The 13,366-nt window shown below is 67.8% G+C and carries 11 protein-coding genes; all 11 read right to left on the bottom strand.

Annotated features, from left to right (window positions below):
• Positions 1 to 14 precede the first annotated feature (14 nt).
• The 11 genes from ACZ5WC_RS03840 to ACZ5WC_RS03890 all read right to left on the bottom strand — a co-directional run bounded on the left by ACZ5WC_RS03840 (position 15) and on the right by ACZ5WC_RS03890 (position 13,126).
• Positions 15 to 1,103: a hypothetical protein gene (locus tag ACZ5WC_RS03840; protein ID WP_468539312.1), complete on the bottom strand. Its 1,089-nt coding sequence runs from the start codon at positions 1,101 to 1,103 to the stop codon at positions 15 to 17.
• Between the two features lie 209 nt (positions 1,104 to 1,312).
• Positions 1,313 to 2,533: an ABC transporter ATP-binding protein gene (locus ACZ5WC_RS03845; protein ID WP_468539313.1), complete on the bottom strand. Its 1,221-nt coding sequence runs from the start codon at positions 2,531 to 2,533 to the stop codon at positions 1,313 to 1,315.
• Positions 2,523 to 3,500: an ABC transporter ATP-binding protein gene (locus tag ACZ5WC_RS03850; RefSeq protein WP_468539314.1), complete on the bottom strand. Its 978-nt coding sequence runs from the start codon at positions 3,498 to 3,500 to the stop codon at positions 2,523 to 2,525. The genes ACZ5WC_RS03845 and ACZ5WC_RS03850 overlap by 11 nt, the downstream gene beginning before the upstream one ends.
• Positions 3,501 to 3,513: 13 nt before the next feature.
• Positions 3,514 to 4,491 carry an ABC transporter permease gene (locus ACZ5WC_RS03855; RefSeq protein ID WP_468539315.1) on the bottom strand — a complete coding sequence of 326 codons (978 nt, stop codon included), beginning with the start codon at positions 4,489 to 4,491 and terminating at the stop codon, positions 3,514 to 3,516.
• Positions 4,484 to 5,407 (bottom strand): ABC transporter permease, encoded by a 924-nt coding sequence (locus ACZ5WC_RS03860; RefSeq protein ID WP_468539316.1) that lies wholly within the window; start codon positions 5,405 to 5,407, stop codon positions 4,484 to 4,486. Before ACZ5WC_RS03860 ends, ACZ5WC_RS03855 begins: the two co-directional genes overlap by 8 nt.
• A 92-nt stretch (positions 5,408 to 5,499) precedes the next feature.
• Positions 5,500 to 7,131, bottom strand: coding sequence for a peptide ABC transporter substrate-binding protein (locus ACZ5WC_RS03865; protein ID WP_468539317.1), 1,632 nt, complete (start codon positions 7,129 to 7,131; stop codon positions 5,500 to 5,502).
• A 163-nt stretch (positions 7,132 to 7,294) separates the two neighbouring features.
• Positions 7,295 to 8,437, bottom strand: coding sequence for an ABC transporter ATP-binding protein (locus ACZ5WC_RS03870; protein WP_468539318.1), 1,143 nt, complete (start codon positions 8,435 to 8,437; stop codon positions 7,295 to 7,297).
• A complete protein-coding gene (locus tag ACZ5WC_RS03875; RefSeq protein ID WP_468539319.1) occupies positions 8,430 to 9,488 on the bottom strand; it encodes an ABC transporter ATP-binding protein in 1,059 nt (352 codons plus the stop codon). Before ACZ5WC_RS03875 ends, ACZ5WC_RS03870 begins: the two co-directional genes overlap by 8 nt.
• Positions 9,489 to 9,499: 11 nt before the next feature.
• Positions 9,500 to 10,456, bottom strand: coding sequence for an ABC transporter permease (locus ACZ5WC_RS03880; RefSeq protein WP_468539320.1), 957 nt, complete (start codon positions 10,454 to 10,456; stop codon positions 9,500 to 9,502).
• Entirely contained in the window at positions 10,449 to 11,378 is a 930-nt protein-coding gene (locus ACZ5WC_RS03885) for an ABC transporter permease (RefSeq protein WP_468539321.1), read from the bottom strand. Before ACZ5WC_RS03885 ends, ACZ5WC_RS03880 begins: the two co-directional genes overlap by 8 nt.
• Before the next feature lie 131 nt (positions 11,379 to 11,509).
• Positions 11,510 to 13,126 carry a peptide ABC transporter substrate-binding protein gene (locus ACZ5WC_RS03890; protein WP_468539322.1) on the bottom strand — a complete coding sequence of 539 codons (1,617 nt, stop codon included), beginning with the start codon at positions 13,124 to 13,126 and terminating at the stop codon, positions 11,510 to 11,512.
• Positions 13,127 to 13,366: the final 240 nt, after the last annotated feature.

Below are 13,366 nucleotides of genomic sequence, written 5' to 3' on the forward strand. Positions count from 1 at the left end.
TCTCCCTCACCGGCTCACCAGCGGGGCGGCGAGGAGGGCGGGGGCCCGAAGCCACCGCCCTGCGGGGGTCCGGAGACGGGCGGGTGCCCGGGGGCGGGCGGATAGCCCTGCGCGCCCGGCCCGCCGGGGGCCTGAGCGCCCCGGGGCCCCGGCGGGCCCCAGCCGCCGCCCCAGGAGTTCGGGCCGCCCCACGGGCCCGTGGCTCCGCCGGGAGACCGCTCGACACCCTTGCGGGCGAGGACGATGATCACGGCGACGCCGGCGAGGAGCGAGGTGACGAAGCTCAGCAGGTTCAGCTGCCCCTCGATCTCCATGTCGGCGAACCCGTCGAACATGTCGAAGTGGATCGCGCGCGCCACGCCCAGCACGCCGGAGCAGAGCACGAACCCGCCCGCGATCAGGCCGAGCGGTCGCGCGTTGACCGCTCCCGCGACCGCGCCGACGGCCGCCACCAGGAACATCAGGATGAGCACCGCGTTGACCCACCCGGGCGGCCCCTCGGTCAGCGGAGTGTGCAGGGGCCTCCCGCCGATGAACCACGCGGGGTAGAGGTTGGACGGATAGACGAACGGCTGCCGGATCTCCCAGCCGGCGAAGACCACGGCCTGGAAACCGAGGAGCAGGAAAGCGGCCACCCCCGCCCGGCGACCGGGACCCGGGGGACGCACTCCGCCCTCGGGTGCGGGGCGGCGGCCGGCGGCCCCGGCGACGATCAGGCCGATCGAGGCGGCGAGCGCCGCGTACGTGGTGAGCAGGGCCCGGTCGCGCAGGTCCTCCGGGGCCGGGGCCTCGCCGACCGTCCAGACACCGGGCAGCCGCAGCGCGAAGGTGACGATGCCCGTGACGACCAGGACCGAAGCGCCGGCGGTGGAACGCAGCGCCGCCACGGCGGCCGCGATGTAGGCCACCAGCAGGACGAAGGTGGTCGACGTGGTGGCGGGCCGCAGGCCTGTCCGCAGGTCGGCGGTGCCCGACCAGTACTCCCACACGGCCACGGGCCCGTCGGCGGCCCGCACGTCCCGCACGATCCAGGCCAGGGCCATCAGTGCCAGCACCGCGCACAGAACGGCGCCGGTGGTTCTTGCTCCCCGTGTAAGTGTCACCCGGCGATACTCCACCGCCCCGAACGAATGAACAAGGTGACGATGAATCAACAAAGCGACGGGGGCGACGGGAAACCGGCCGGGGCGACAGGACGACGCTCCGGCCGGTTCACGGCACCCGCACGGCCGTACGCTGTACAGAATGGAGTGTTCGTATATCGGTGTGGCGACGGGCGAGTTGCCTGCTTGTTAACGAATCTGATGCCGTTTTACGGTGCTTCGTCCTTCGTGGGCCCCGGCTGGGACCCGTCGTCCCCCGGCTCGGGCACGTCCTCGACCGGTCGCCGCCCCGGGATCTCCAACTCCCCCTCCTGCGGCACCACATGCTTCTCCTCCGCGAAGTGGCAGGCCGAGTCGTGCCGGGCAGGGGTGTCGGAGAACCGGAACTCCGCCGGGACCGCCAGCAGCGGCACCTCCAGTTCGCACCGCTCCCGCGCCTTCCAGCACCGGGTGCGGAAGCGGCAGCCGGAGGGGATGTTGGCGGGCGAGGGGACATCGCCGTGCAGGATGATCCGCTCCCGGTGGGCGCGGGCCTCCGGGTCCGGTACGGGCACGGCGGAGAGCAGCGCCTGCGTGTACGGGTGGGTGGGGTGGTCGTAGATCTCCGCGTCCGTGCCGATCTCCACGATCCGGCCGAGGTACATCACGCCGACCCGGTCGGAGATGTGCCGGACGATGGAGAGGTCGTGCGCGATGAAGATGAAGCTCAGGCTGAATTCGGCCTGGAGCCGGTCCAGCAGGTTGACGACCTGGGCCTGTACGGAGACGTCGAGCGCGGAGACCGGTTCGTCGGCGACGATGATCTCCGGGTTGAGGGCGAGTCCCCGGGCGATGCCGATGCGCTGGCGCTGGCCGCCGGAGAACTGGTGCGGATAGCGGTTGATGTACTCCGGGTTGAGCCCGACGACGTCCAGCAGGTCCTGGACCTTCTGGCGGCGGCTGCCCTTGGGGGCGACCTCGGGGTGGATCTCGTACGGCTCCCCGATGATGTCGCCGACCGTCATGCGCGGGTTCAGCGAGGTGTACGGGTCCTGGAACACCATCTGGATGTTGCGGCGCACGGCCTTCAGCGCCCGGCCGGAGAGCCGTGAGACGTCCTCGCCCTTGTAGCGGATCGCGCCCGCGGTGGGGCGTTCCAGATGGACGAGCATCTTGGCGACGGTCGACTTGCCGCAGCCGGACTCCCCCACGATGCCCAGCGTCTCGCCCGCGTGGAGGTCGAAGTCGACGCCGTCGACGGCCCGGACCGCGCCGATCTGCCGCTTGAAGAGGATGCCCTGGGTGAGCGGGTAGTGCTTGGCCAGGCCGCGCACTTCGAGGATCGGGTCGCCGTCGGCGTACGGCTTGCCGCCCTCCCCCGCCTCGGACAGCAGGGTGGAGCCCGCCGCACCGCCCCCGCTCCCCTCGTTCCGGTCGCCGTCAGCGTGCATCGAGCGTCTCCTTCCAGAAGTGGCAGGCGCTCCTGCGCTGTTCGTCCACCTCGTAGAGGGGTGGCACATCGGTGCGGCACACGTCCTGGGCCATCGGGCAGCGGGGGTTGAACGCGCAGCCCGGCGGGATGCGGAGCAGGTTCGGCGGCAGGCCCTTGATCGCGTAGAGCTCCTGGCCCTTCTGGTCCAGGCGCGGGATCGACCGCAGGAGGCCCTTGGTGTACGGGTGGGCGGGCGCCTTGTAGATCTCGTGGACGGGGGCGGTCTCCACGATCCGGCCCGCGTACATCACCGCGATCTTGTCGGCGACGTCGGCGACCACACCGAGGTCGTGGGTGATGAGGATGAGGCCCATGTTCAGCTCGCGCTGGAGCTCGGCGAGCAGGTCCATGACCTGGGCCTGGACGGTGACGTCGAGGGCGGTGGTGGGCTCGTCCGCGATGATCAGGGACGGTTCGAGGGCCATCGCCATGGCGATCATGATGCGCTGGCGCATCCCGCCGGAGAACTGGTGCGGGTAGTTGCCGACCCGTTCCTTGGCGGCCGGGATGCGGACCCGGTCCATCAGCTCGACCGACTTGGCCTTCGCGTCCTTGCGGGACATCCCGCGGTGGACGACGAACATCTCGCCGAGCTGCTGGCCGACGGTGAGGACCGGGTTGAGGGACGACAGGGCGTCCTGGAAGATCATGGCCATCTCCCGGCCCCGGATCTTGCGCCGCTCCTCCGGCTTGAGCTTCAGCAGGTCCTGGTCCTTGAAGAGGATCTCGCCGCCCGCGATCTTCCCGGGGGGCATGTCGAGGATGCCCATGATCGCCTGCGCGGTGACGGACTTGCCGGAGCCGGACTCGCCGAGGACGGCGAGTGTCTCGCCCTCGGCCACCGAGTAGTTGACCCCGTTGACGGCCTTGGCGATCCCGTCGCGGGTGTGGAACTCCACGTGCAGATCGCGCACTTCGAGCAACATGGCAACCGGCTCCTCAGCGCAGCTTGGGGTCGAGGGCGTCGCGCACCGCGTCGCCGAGCATGATGAACGCGAGCACGGTCACCGCGAGTGCTCCGGCGGGCCAGAGCAGCATGTGCGGGGCGTTGCGGACGTAGTTGGCGGCTGCGGAGATGTCGATGCCCCACGAGACCGCCGGGTCCTTCAGGCCGACGCCGAGGAAGGACAGGGTCGCCTCCAGGGAGATGTAGGTGCCGAGCGCGATGGTCGCCACGACGATGACGGGGGCGATGGCGTTCGGGGTGATGTGGCGCAGCAGCATCCGGGAGTTGGAGGCGCCGAGCGCGCGGGCCGCCTGGACGTAGTCGTTCTGCTTGGCGGTGATCACCGAGCCGCGGGCGATGCGGGCGATCTGGGGCCAGCCGAGCAGGACGATGAAGCCGACGACGGGCCAGACGGTGGAGCTGGTGACGACGGAGAGGAAGACCAGGCCGCCGAGGACGACGGGGATGCCGAAGAAGACGTCGGTGAGGCGGGAGAGGACCGAGTCCCACCAGCCGCCGAAGAAGCCCGCGAGCCCGCCCAGCACGCTGCCGAGGATCGCGACGCCGAGGGTGGCGCAGACGCCGACGGTGACCGAGGTCCGGGTGCCGTAGACGACGCGGGTGTAGACGTCGCGGCCCTGCGGGTCGAAGCCGAAGGGGTGGCCGGGCTCCGAGCCCTTCTGGGCGTCGTCCAGATCGGCCTGGAGGGGGTCGCCGCTCGCGATGAGCGAGGGCCAGATCGAGATGATCACCAGGAAGAGGATGACCAGCGCGGAGATGATGAAGACCGGGTTGCGCCGCAGGTCGCGCCAGGCGTCGGACCACAGGCTGCGGGGCTTTCCGGCCGGGCCCGTGCCCTCGGGTCCGCCCGGGGTCTTCTCCAGGCTGGCGCCCTCCTCCAGGGCGAGGTCCATCGCGCCGCCGGCTCCCGCCGGGGAGATCGCTCCGTCCGATGACTGCGGCTCAGGCATAGCGGATCCTCGGGTCGAGTACGGCGTACAGGAGGTCGACGATCAGGTTGGCGGCCAGGAAGACGAGGACGAGGATCGTGACGAACCCGACGACGGTCTGGGAGTTCTGGCGCAGGATCCCCTGGTAGAGCTGGTAACCGACCCCGTGGATGTTGAAGATCCGCTCGGTGACGATGGCCCCGCCCATCAGGGCTCCCACGTCCGTACCGATGAAGGTGACGACGGGGATCAGCGAGTTGCGCAGCAGGTGCCGCACGACGACCCGGCGGCGGGGCAGCCCCTTGGCGACGGCGGTGCGTACGTAGTCGGCGCGGGCGTTCTCGGCGATCGAGGTCCGGGTGAGCCGGGTGACGTAGGCGAGCGAGACCGAGGCGAGGACGAGGCCGGGGACGAGCAGTTCGTCGATGGTGGGGTCCGGGGAGACCGAGGGCTTGATGATGCCCCACTTGACGCCGAGGAGGAGCTGGAGCAGCAGGCCGGTGACGAAGGTCGGGACGGCGATGACGACCAGCGTGAGGATGAGGACGGTGGTGTCGACGGGACGGCCGCGCCGCAGGCCGGTGACGACGCCGAGGCTGATGCCGATGACGATCTCGAAGGCGATCGCGACGATGGTGAGCCGGATCGTGATGGGGAAGGCCGTGGCCATCAGCTCGGTGACCTCCTGCCCGTTGAACGCGGTGCCGAAGTCTCCGGTGAAGACGTTGCCCATGTACGTCAGGTATTGCTGCCAGACCGGCTTGTCGAGGCCGAACTCGGCACGCAGCTGGGCGGCGGTGGCCGGATCGCACTGGCGGTCGCCGCAGAGACCCGCGATGGGGTCACCCATCACGTTCACCATGAGGAAGATCAGCAGCGTGGTGCCGAAGAAGACGGGGATCATCTGCAGCAGCCGCCGGATCACATAACGTCCCATGAGGGGCTCCGGGGGTCGGGGCGGGCTCGGCGGAGGGGTGCGCGGACGGCCGGGACGCGCGTCGGGCGTCCCGGCCGTCCGGTCTCAGCAGGTCACTTGACGGTGATCTCTTCGTAGACCGGGACGCTGAAGGGGTTCAGCGCGACGTTGTCGATCCGGTCCGAGTAGCCGGCGCTGCCGTTCTGGTACCAGAGCGGGATGGAGGGCATCTGCTCGACGAGCACCTGCTCCGCCTCCTGGAAGGTGGTGACGGCCGCCGCCTTGTCGCTCTCGGCGTTGGCCTGGTCGACCAGGTCGTCGAACTCCTCGTTGGTCCACTTGCCGTCGTTGGAGGGGGCGTTGGTGTAGTAGAGCGGCTGGAGGAAGTTCTGGATGAGCGGGTAGTCCATCTGCCAGCCCGCGCGCCAGGGCCCGGTCATCTTCTGGGTGGAGACCTGGTTGCGGAAGTCGGCGAAGGTGCCGACCGGGCCGCCGACGCAGGCCTGGTTGTTGCCCATGACGTTGTTGATGCTGTTGCAGACGGCGTCGACCCACTCCTTGTGGGAGCCGGTGTCCGCGTTGTACGAGATCTTCAGCTGGCCGCCGGGGATGCCGCCGCCCTCGTCGATCAGCCTCTTGGCCTCGTCCTTGTCGTACGTGCACTCCTTGCCGCAGAGGCCTTCCTTGTAGCCGCCCTCCTCGCCGAGGACCGGGGAGGTCCAGTCGGAGGCCGGGGTGCGGGTCTTCTGGAAGATCTGGTCGGTGATCTGCTGCCGGTTGATCGCCATCGAGAGGCCCTGGCGGACCTTGCGGGCGTCGTCGGTGTTCCATTCGTCGTCGTAGAACGGGAAGGACAGGGTCTGGATGATGCCGGCGGGGGTGTTGATGTACCGGTCGCCCAGGTCCTGCTCGACGTTCCGGAGCTGGGAGGCGGGCACGTCGTCGACGAGGTCGAGGTTGCCGGAGGTCAGCGAGGTGTAGGCGGTGTTGTTGTCGGTGAAGACCTTGAGGTCGACGCCGCCGTTCTTCGCCTTGTCGTCGCCCGGGTAGTCGTCCCAGCGGCGCAGGTTCATCGAGGAGCCCTTGGCGTAGGACTCGATGGTGTACGGGCCGTTGCCGATGGGCTTGGAGAGCCAGGCGTCGTGGTCGTCGTAGAACGCCTTGGGCAGCGGGACGAAGGCGGAGTAGCCGAGGGTGTCGGGCCACAGGGAGAACTTCTGGGTGAGCTTGGCGGTGAAGGTCAGGTCGTCGACGACCTTCAGTCCGGACATGGTCTCGGCGGAGGCGGTGCCGGACTCCGGGTGGACCGCGTCGTAGCCCTCGATGTACTGGAAGAAGTAGGCGTTCTTCTGGTTGTTCTTCAGCGCGGCGCCGTAGTTCCAGGCGTCGACGAAGGAGTTGGCGGTGACCTTCTCGCCGTTGGAGAACGTCCAGCCGTCCTTCAGCTTGATCGTGAAGGTCTGGGAGTCCGTCGTGTCGATGGACTCGGCGATCATGTTCTGGGCCTCGCCGGTCCTCGGGTCGTAGCGGATCAGCCCGCGGAAGACCATGTCGAGGACCTTGCCGCCCTGCACCTCGTTGGTGTTGGCCGGTTCCAGCGGGTTCTGCGGGTCGCCCCAGGAGGAGCTGACGATCCCGTCGGCGCCGCTGCCGCCGCCGTTGTCGTCACCGCCACCACAGGCTGTCGCGGCCAGGGCGACGGCCACCGCACATGCGGCCCACCTGACGTGTGTGGCTCCGCGCATGGAGTGCCTCCTAGAGTCATCGAGTAGCTCAATGCCTCATATCACCTCATAACGCCACTCATCGCATGTGGGCTTACCCCGTACGGGCACGGGGGCGCGCGGACAGGACGATGCCCGGCCCCCACCGGGGACCGGGCATCGTTCGTCGAGCTACCGCAAGAGGTTACGCCGCGTGCACGACGTCCTTCTCCTCGGCGAAGTGGCACGCCGACTCGTGCGCCGCCGGGGTGGACCCCGACACGAAGCGCTCGGGGATCGCCAGCAGCGGCTCCTCCGTCGCGCAGCGCTCCTCGGCCTTCCAGCACCGGGTACGGAAGCGGCAGCCGGACGGCGGGTTCGCCGGGGACGGAACGTCACCGGTCAGGATGATCCGCTCGCGTCCCTCGCGGGCCGCCGGGTCCGGCACCGGGACCGCCGACAGCAGCGCCTGGGTGTAGGGGTGCGTCGGGTGGTCGTAGATCTGGGTGTCCGTACCGATCTCGGCCATCTTGCCCAGGTACATCACGCCGACGCGGTCGGAGATGTGCCGGACGATGGAGAGGTCGTGCGCGATGAAGACGTAGGACAGGTTGAACTCGTCCTGGAGCTTCCCCATCAGGTTGATGACCTGCGCCTGCACCGACACGTCGAGCGCGGAGACCGGCTCGTCGCAGATGATGATCTCCGGGTTGAGCGCGAGGCCCCGGGCGATGCCGATGCGCTGGCGCTGACCGCCGGAGAACTGGTGCGGGTACCGGTTGATGTACTCCGGGTTCAGACCCACGACGTCCAGGAGCTCCTGGACGCGGCGGCGCCGGTCGCCCTTCGGGGCCACCTCGGGGTGGATCTCGAAGGTCTCCCCGATGATGTCGCCGACCGTCATCCGCGGGTTCAGCGAGGTGTACGGGTCCTGGAACACCATCTGGATGTTGCGGCGCACGGCCTTCAGCGCCCGGCCGGACAGCTTGGTGATGTCCTGGCCCTTGTAGAAGACCTCACCGGCGGTGGCCCGCTCCAGCGTCATCAGGAGCTTGGCGACCGTGGACTTGCCACAGCCGGACTCCCCGACGATGCCCAGGGTCTCACCGGCGTACAGGTCGAAGGAGATCCCGTCGACGGCCTTGACCGCGCCGATCTGCTTCTTGAAGAGAATGCCCTGGGTCAGCGGGAAGTGCTTGACCAGGTTGCGCACCTGGAGAATCGGCTCGCCCTGGCCTACGGGCGCGTCGATGGCGGCTACGGCCTCCGCCTCGGTCGCGGCGTCCGCGGTCTCCACGTCGGAGACGTTCGGGGTGGCGTCCACGGGCTCCTTCTTGAGCTCAGCCATGGATCGTCTCCTTCCAGAAGTGGCACGCGCTGCCGCGGCCGACCAGCTCAAGGCCGTCCTGCTCGGTCACCGGAGCGAGCGGCGGGACGTCCGTACGGCAGATGTCCTGCGCCTTGGGGCAACGCGGACTGAAGGCACAACCGGCGGGGATGCGCGTGAGGTTGGGCGGCAGACCCTTGATGGCGTAGAGCTCCTGGCCCTTCTGGTCCAGGCGCGGGATCGAGTCCAGCAGACCACGGGTGTACGGGTGCGCCGGGCGGCTGTACAGCTCGCCCACCGGGGCCGTCTCCACGATCCGGCCCGCGTACATCACGGCGATCTTGTCCGCGACGTCGGCGACCACGCCGAGGTCGTGGGTGATCAGGATCAGGCCCATGTTGTACTCGCGCTGGAGCTCGGCCAGCAGGTCCATGACCTGGGCCTGCACCGTCACGTCGAGCGCGGTGGTCGGCTCGTCCGCGATGATCAGGTCCGGCTCCAGGGCCAGCGCCATGGCGATCATGATGCGCTGGCGCATACCGCCGGAGAACTGGTGCGGGTAGTCCGAGATACGGGCCGCCGCCGCCGGGATCTTGACCTGGTCCATCAGCTCGATGGACCTGGCCTTGGCCTCCTTGCGGGACAGGCCCTGGTGCACCCGGAACATCTCGCCCAGCTGGTAGCCGACGCTGAGGACCGGGTTCAGCGAGGACAGCGCGTCCTGGAAGATCATCGCGATCTTGCGGCCGCGGATCTTCCGGCGCTCCTCGTTGGACATCTTCAGCATGTCCTGGCCGCGGAAGAGGATCTCGCCCTGCGTGATCTTCCCGGGCGGCATGTCGAGGATGCCCATGATGGTCTGCGCGGTCACGGACTTGCCGGAGCCGGACTCACCCAGCACCGCGAGGGTCTCGCCGGCGCTGACGGTGTAGTTCACACCGTTGACCGCCTTGGCCACACCGTCACGGGTGTGGAACTCCACATGCAGGTCACGGACGTCGAGCAGTGGACCGTCGCCACTCACGGACTCCCGCGGTGCGGGGACGTGAGCCGTCTTGTCGATGGTGGTCACGAACGCCTCCCTCAGCGCATCTTGGGGTCGAGGGCGTTGCGGACCGCATCGCCGAACATCAGGAAGGACAGCACCGTGATCGAGACCATCACCGAGGGGATGACGAGAACGTACGGAGCGTTGCGGAGCTGGTCCTTCGCAGCGGACACATCGATGCCCCACGAGACCGTCGGCTCGGCGAGGCCGATACCGAGGAACGACAGGGTGGCCTCGGCGGCGATGTAACCGCCGAGCGCGATGGTGGCGACCACGATCACCGGAGCGATGGCGTTCGGCAGGATGTGCCGCGTCAGAATCCGGGTGGTGGAGGCGCCGAGCGCCTTGGCGGCGACGACGTAGTCGGCCTGCTTGATCGTGATGACCGAGCCGCGGGCGACACGGGCGATCGAGGTCCAGCCGAGGAAGGCCATCGACAGGATCACGACCCAGACCGAGCGCTCCTCGAAGGTGGTCAGGATGACCATGGCGCCGACGATGAAGGGGACACCGAAGAAGACGTCGGTGACGCGCGAGAGGATCGTGTCGATCCAGCCGCCGAAGTAACCGGCGATCATGCCGATGATGAGGCCGGTGATGGTGACCGCGAGGGTCACGACGACGCCGACGGTGATGGAGGCACGGGCCCCGTACACGACACGCGCGTAGATCGAGCGCCCCTGGCCGTCGTAGCCGAGCCAGTCCGGGGCGAAGAAGTTGCCCCAGTTCGGGTGCTGGAGATAGTGCTTGGCCAGGTCCGCGTCGCGCGGCGAGGCGCTGGTGAACAGGCTCGGGAAGGCCGCCATCACGGCGAGCAGCACGATCAGCACCATCGAGACGAGGAACAGCGGGTTCCGGCGAAGGTCGTGCCAGGCGTCGGACCAGAGGCTGCGGGGCTTGCCGGGCGCGGGCCCGGCATCCGTCGCGGCGGGCGTCTGACCGGCGGCGGCCGGGACGTCGGTGCTCTTCTTGAGTGCGGTGGTGTCAGGCATACCGGATCCTCGGGTCCAGGACCGCGTAGAGCAGGTCGACGAGCAGGCTGCAAACGAGGTAGACGATGACGAGCAGCGTCACGATGCCGACCACCGTGGCGCCCTCGCGCTTCCCCAGGGCCTCGAACACGAGATTTCCGACACCCTTGATGTTGAAGATGCCCTCGGTGACGATCGCGCCGCCCATCAGGGCGCCGATGTCGGTGCCGAGGAAGGTGACGACCGGGATCAGCGAGTTGCGCATCAGGTGGACGCCGATGACGCGGCGGCGCGGCAGGCCCTTGGCGACGGCCGTGCGCATGTAGTCCGCGCGCAGGTTCTCGGCGACCGAGGTACGCGTGAGGCGGGCCACGTAGGCGAGCGACAGCGACGCCAGCACGACGGCCGGCATGATCAGCTCGCCGTTGGTCGGTTCGATGCTCACGTTGGGCTTGGCGATACCGAGCTGGAACGCGAAGAGGTGCTGAACGAGGAAGCCCAGGACGAAGGAGGGCATGGAGATCAGCACCAGCGTCAGGCCGAGCAGACCGCGGTCCCGGAGGGACTCGGCCTTCAGACCCGCGATGATGCCGAGCGAGATCCCGGCGACGACCGTGAAGACGAACGCGAAGATCGCGAGTCTGACGGTGATCGGGTAGGCGTCGGCGATGACTTCGGCCACCGGGCGCTGCGTCCCGATCTGTGTGCCGAAGTCCCCCTGGAACAGGTTGCCCAGGTAGTTCAGATACTGCAGCCAGATCGGCTGGTCGAGACCGAGGTCCGCCTTGATCTGCGCGATCTGGGCGGGGTCTACGTGCTGTTCACCGGCAAGTGCTCTGACGGGGTCGCCGGGCAGTGCGTACATCATCAGGAAGACCAGCAGGGTCGACCCGATGAAGACCGGGATCATCTGGAGCAGTCGTCGTGCGACATAGCGCCCCATGGGTGCCTCCGTGTGGGGATAACTGCGGCGGGGGGGCCGCCTCTTGGCAGAGGCGGCCCCCCCGCCTCCAGTCACGCCGATGACCGACGCGACCGGATGACGGCCAGGTGGGGAAATGACCCGCAGGCGTGTTACTTGGTGGTGACGCCGGTCAGTTCGAGGTCACCGTGGAAGTCGACCTTGACGTTGTCGACGTTCTTTCCGTGGCCGCCGTTGATGCGGTAGTACCAGAGCGGGATCGCCGGCATCTTCTCGACGAGCGCCTTCTCGACCTCCTGGTAGGCGGCGACGGACTCTTCCAGCGAGTCGGCCTTGTCGCCCTTGGCCATCAGCTCGTCGATCTCCTTGTCGGAGAAGCGACCGTTGTTGGACTCCGCCTTGGAGTGGTAGAGCTCCTTGATGAAGTTCACGTTGACCGGGTAGTCGGCGACCCAGCCACCGCGGTACATGCCCTTGACCTGGTCGTTGTCACGAGCCTCAAGGTCGGTCGGGAAGTCCGGCTTGGCGTCGCCGACGCAGTCGACCCCGGTGGAGTTGCGGATGGACTCGCAGACCGCGGTCACCCACTCCTTGTGCCCGCCGTCGGCGTTGTACTGGATGGAGAACTTGTTCCCCGGGACACCGCCACCCTCCTTGATGAGGGCCTTGGCCTTGACCGGGTCGAACTTCAGGAAGTCCGACTCCAGCTGCTGGTTGCCCTTGACCTGCGGCGGCGTGAAGCTCGTCGCGGGCGTACGGGTGCTGTTCAGGACGGTCTTGGTGATCGTGTCACGGTCGATCGCCATGGACAGACCCTGGAGGACCTTGGGGTCGATGTCCTTGAAGGTGTCCGTGTAGAACGCCGGGACCAGCGTCTGGATCGCGGCGTACGGCTGCTCGATGGCGCCGTCGCCGAGGTCCGACTTGTACTTGGGCAGGTCACGCGGACCGACCTGGCGGATGATGTCCAGGTTGCCCGAGACGACGTCCGCGTAAGCGGCCTCGACGGTCGTGTAGTTCTTGAACTGGATGCCCTTGTTGGCAGCCTTGTTCGGGCCCTGGTACTGGTCCCAGGCCTTGACCTGGATCAGCTTCTTGCGGTCCCACTTCTCGAAGGTGTAGGGACCGTTACCGATCGGCTTGAGGCCGAACGCCTTCGGGTCGTCGTAGAACACCTTCGGCAGCGGCGCGAACGTCGAGTAGCCGAGCTTGTAGTTGAAGTACGGGACCTTCTCCGTCAGCTCGATGGTGAAGGTGGTGTCGTCCACGGCCGTCAGACCCGACATCTTGTCGGACTTCGGCTCACCCTTCTCCGGGTGGACGTCCGCGTAGCCCTTGATGTCGGAGAACCAGAACGCGTTCTGCTGCTTGTTCTTGACGTTGGCGTACCAGTTCCACGCGTCGATGTAGGACTGCGCGGTGACGTCCTCGCCGTTGTGGAACTTCCAGCCCTTCTTGAGCTTGACGGTCCACGTCTTGGAGTCCTCGGTCTCCACGGACTCGGCGTTCGTGAGAACGATCTCGCCCTTGGAGTCGAAGTCCAGCAGCTGGGTGAACAGCGACTGGATGACGTAGGAGCCGTTGCTCTCGTTGGTGTCGGCCGGCATCAGCAGCTTCTGGGGCTCACCGACGTCGATCGAGACGTAACCGGCGGGCTGACCCGACGTGTTCTTCTTGTCACCGTCACCACTACCGCCGCCACAGGCCGTCGCGGCCAGGGCGATGATTGCCGCTCCCGCGACCCACTTGGCGCTCTTGGCACCGCGCATGGGTTTCCTCCTCATGAGTCCACTTTTTGACTACAAGAAGGGCACTGGAGAGATTCACCGACACCCCTGACGGTGATCGTTCAGTGCCCCGAGTGTGCTCGTGAGTCGGCACTCCCCACAGTGCGTGACCCATTGACCCGAGCTCAATGGAGCCAACTATTGAGTACGACCGGGCTGTAAACCACACTTAAAGGGTCTCGGTTTGACAACATCAGACCCCCCCGTGTGCCCGAAATCCGG

The organism is Streptomyces sp. NPDC033165 (assembly GCF_055577965.1).

Coding starts and splice junctions, on each gene's coding strand:
- ACZ5WC_RS03855 (WP_468539315.1), bottom strand. CDS start 4,491: ATGCCTGAGCCGCAGTCATCGGACGGAGCGATCTCCCCGGCGGGAGCC.
- ACZ5WC_RS03880 (WP_468539320.1), bottom strand. CDS start 10,456: ATGCCTGACACCACCGCACTCAAGAAGAGCACCGACGTCCCGGCCGCC.
- ACZ5WC_RS03870 (WP_468539318.1), bottom strand. CDS start 8,437: ATGGCTGAGCTCAAGAAGGAGCCCGTGGACGCCACCCCGAACGTCTCC.
- ACZ5WC_RS03885 (WP_468539321.1), bottom strand. CDS start 11,378: ATGGGGCGCTATGTCGCACGACGACTGCTCCAGATGATCCCGGTCTTC.
- ACZ5WC_RS03865 (WP_468539317.1), bottom strand. CDS start 7,131: ATGCGCGGAGCCACACACGTCAGGTGGGCCGCATGTGCGGTGGCCGTC.
- ACZ5WC_RS03845 (WP_468539313.1), bottom strand. CDS start 2,533: ATGCACGCTGACGGCGACCGGAACGAGGGGAGCGGGGGCGGTGCGGCG.
- ACZ5WC_RS03890 (WP_468539322.1), bottom strand. CDS start 13,126: ATGCGCGGTGCCAAGAGCGCCAAGTGGGTCGCGGGAGCGGCAATCATC.
- ACZ5WC_RS03860 (WP_468539316.1), bottom strand. CDS start 5,407: ATGGGACGTTATGTGATCCGGCGGCTGCTGCAGATGATCCCCGTCTTC.
- ACZ5WC_RS03850 (WP_468539314.1), bottom strand. CDS start 3,500: ATGTTGCTCGAAGTGCGCGATCTGCACGTGGAGTTCCACACCCGCGAC.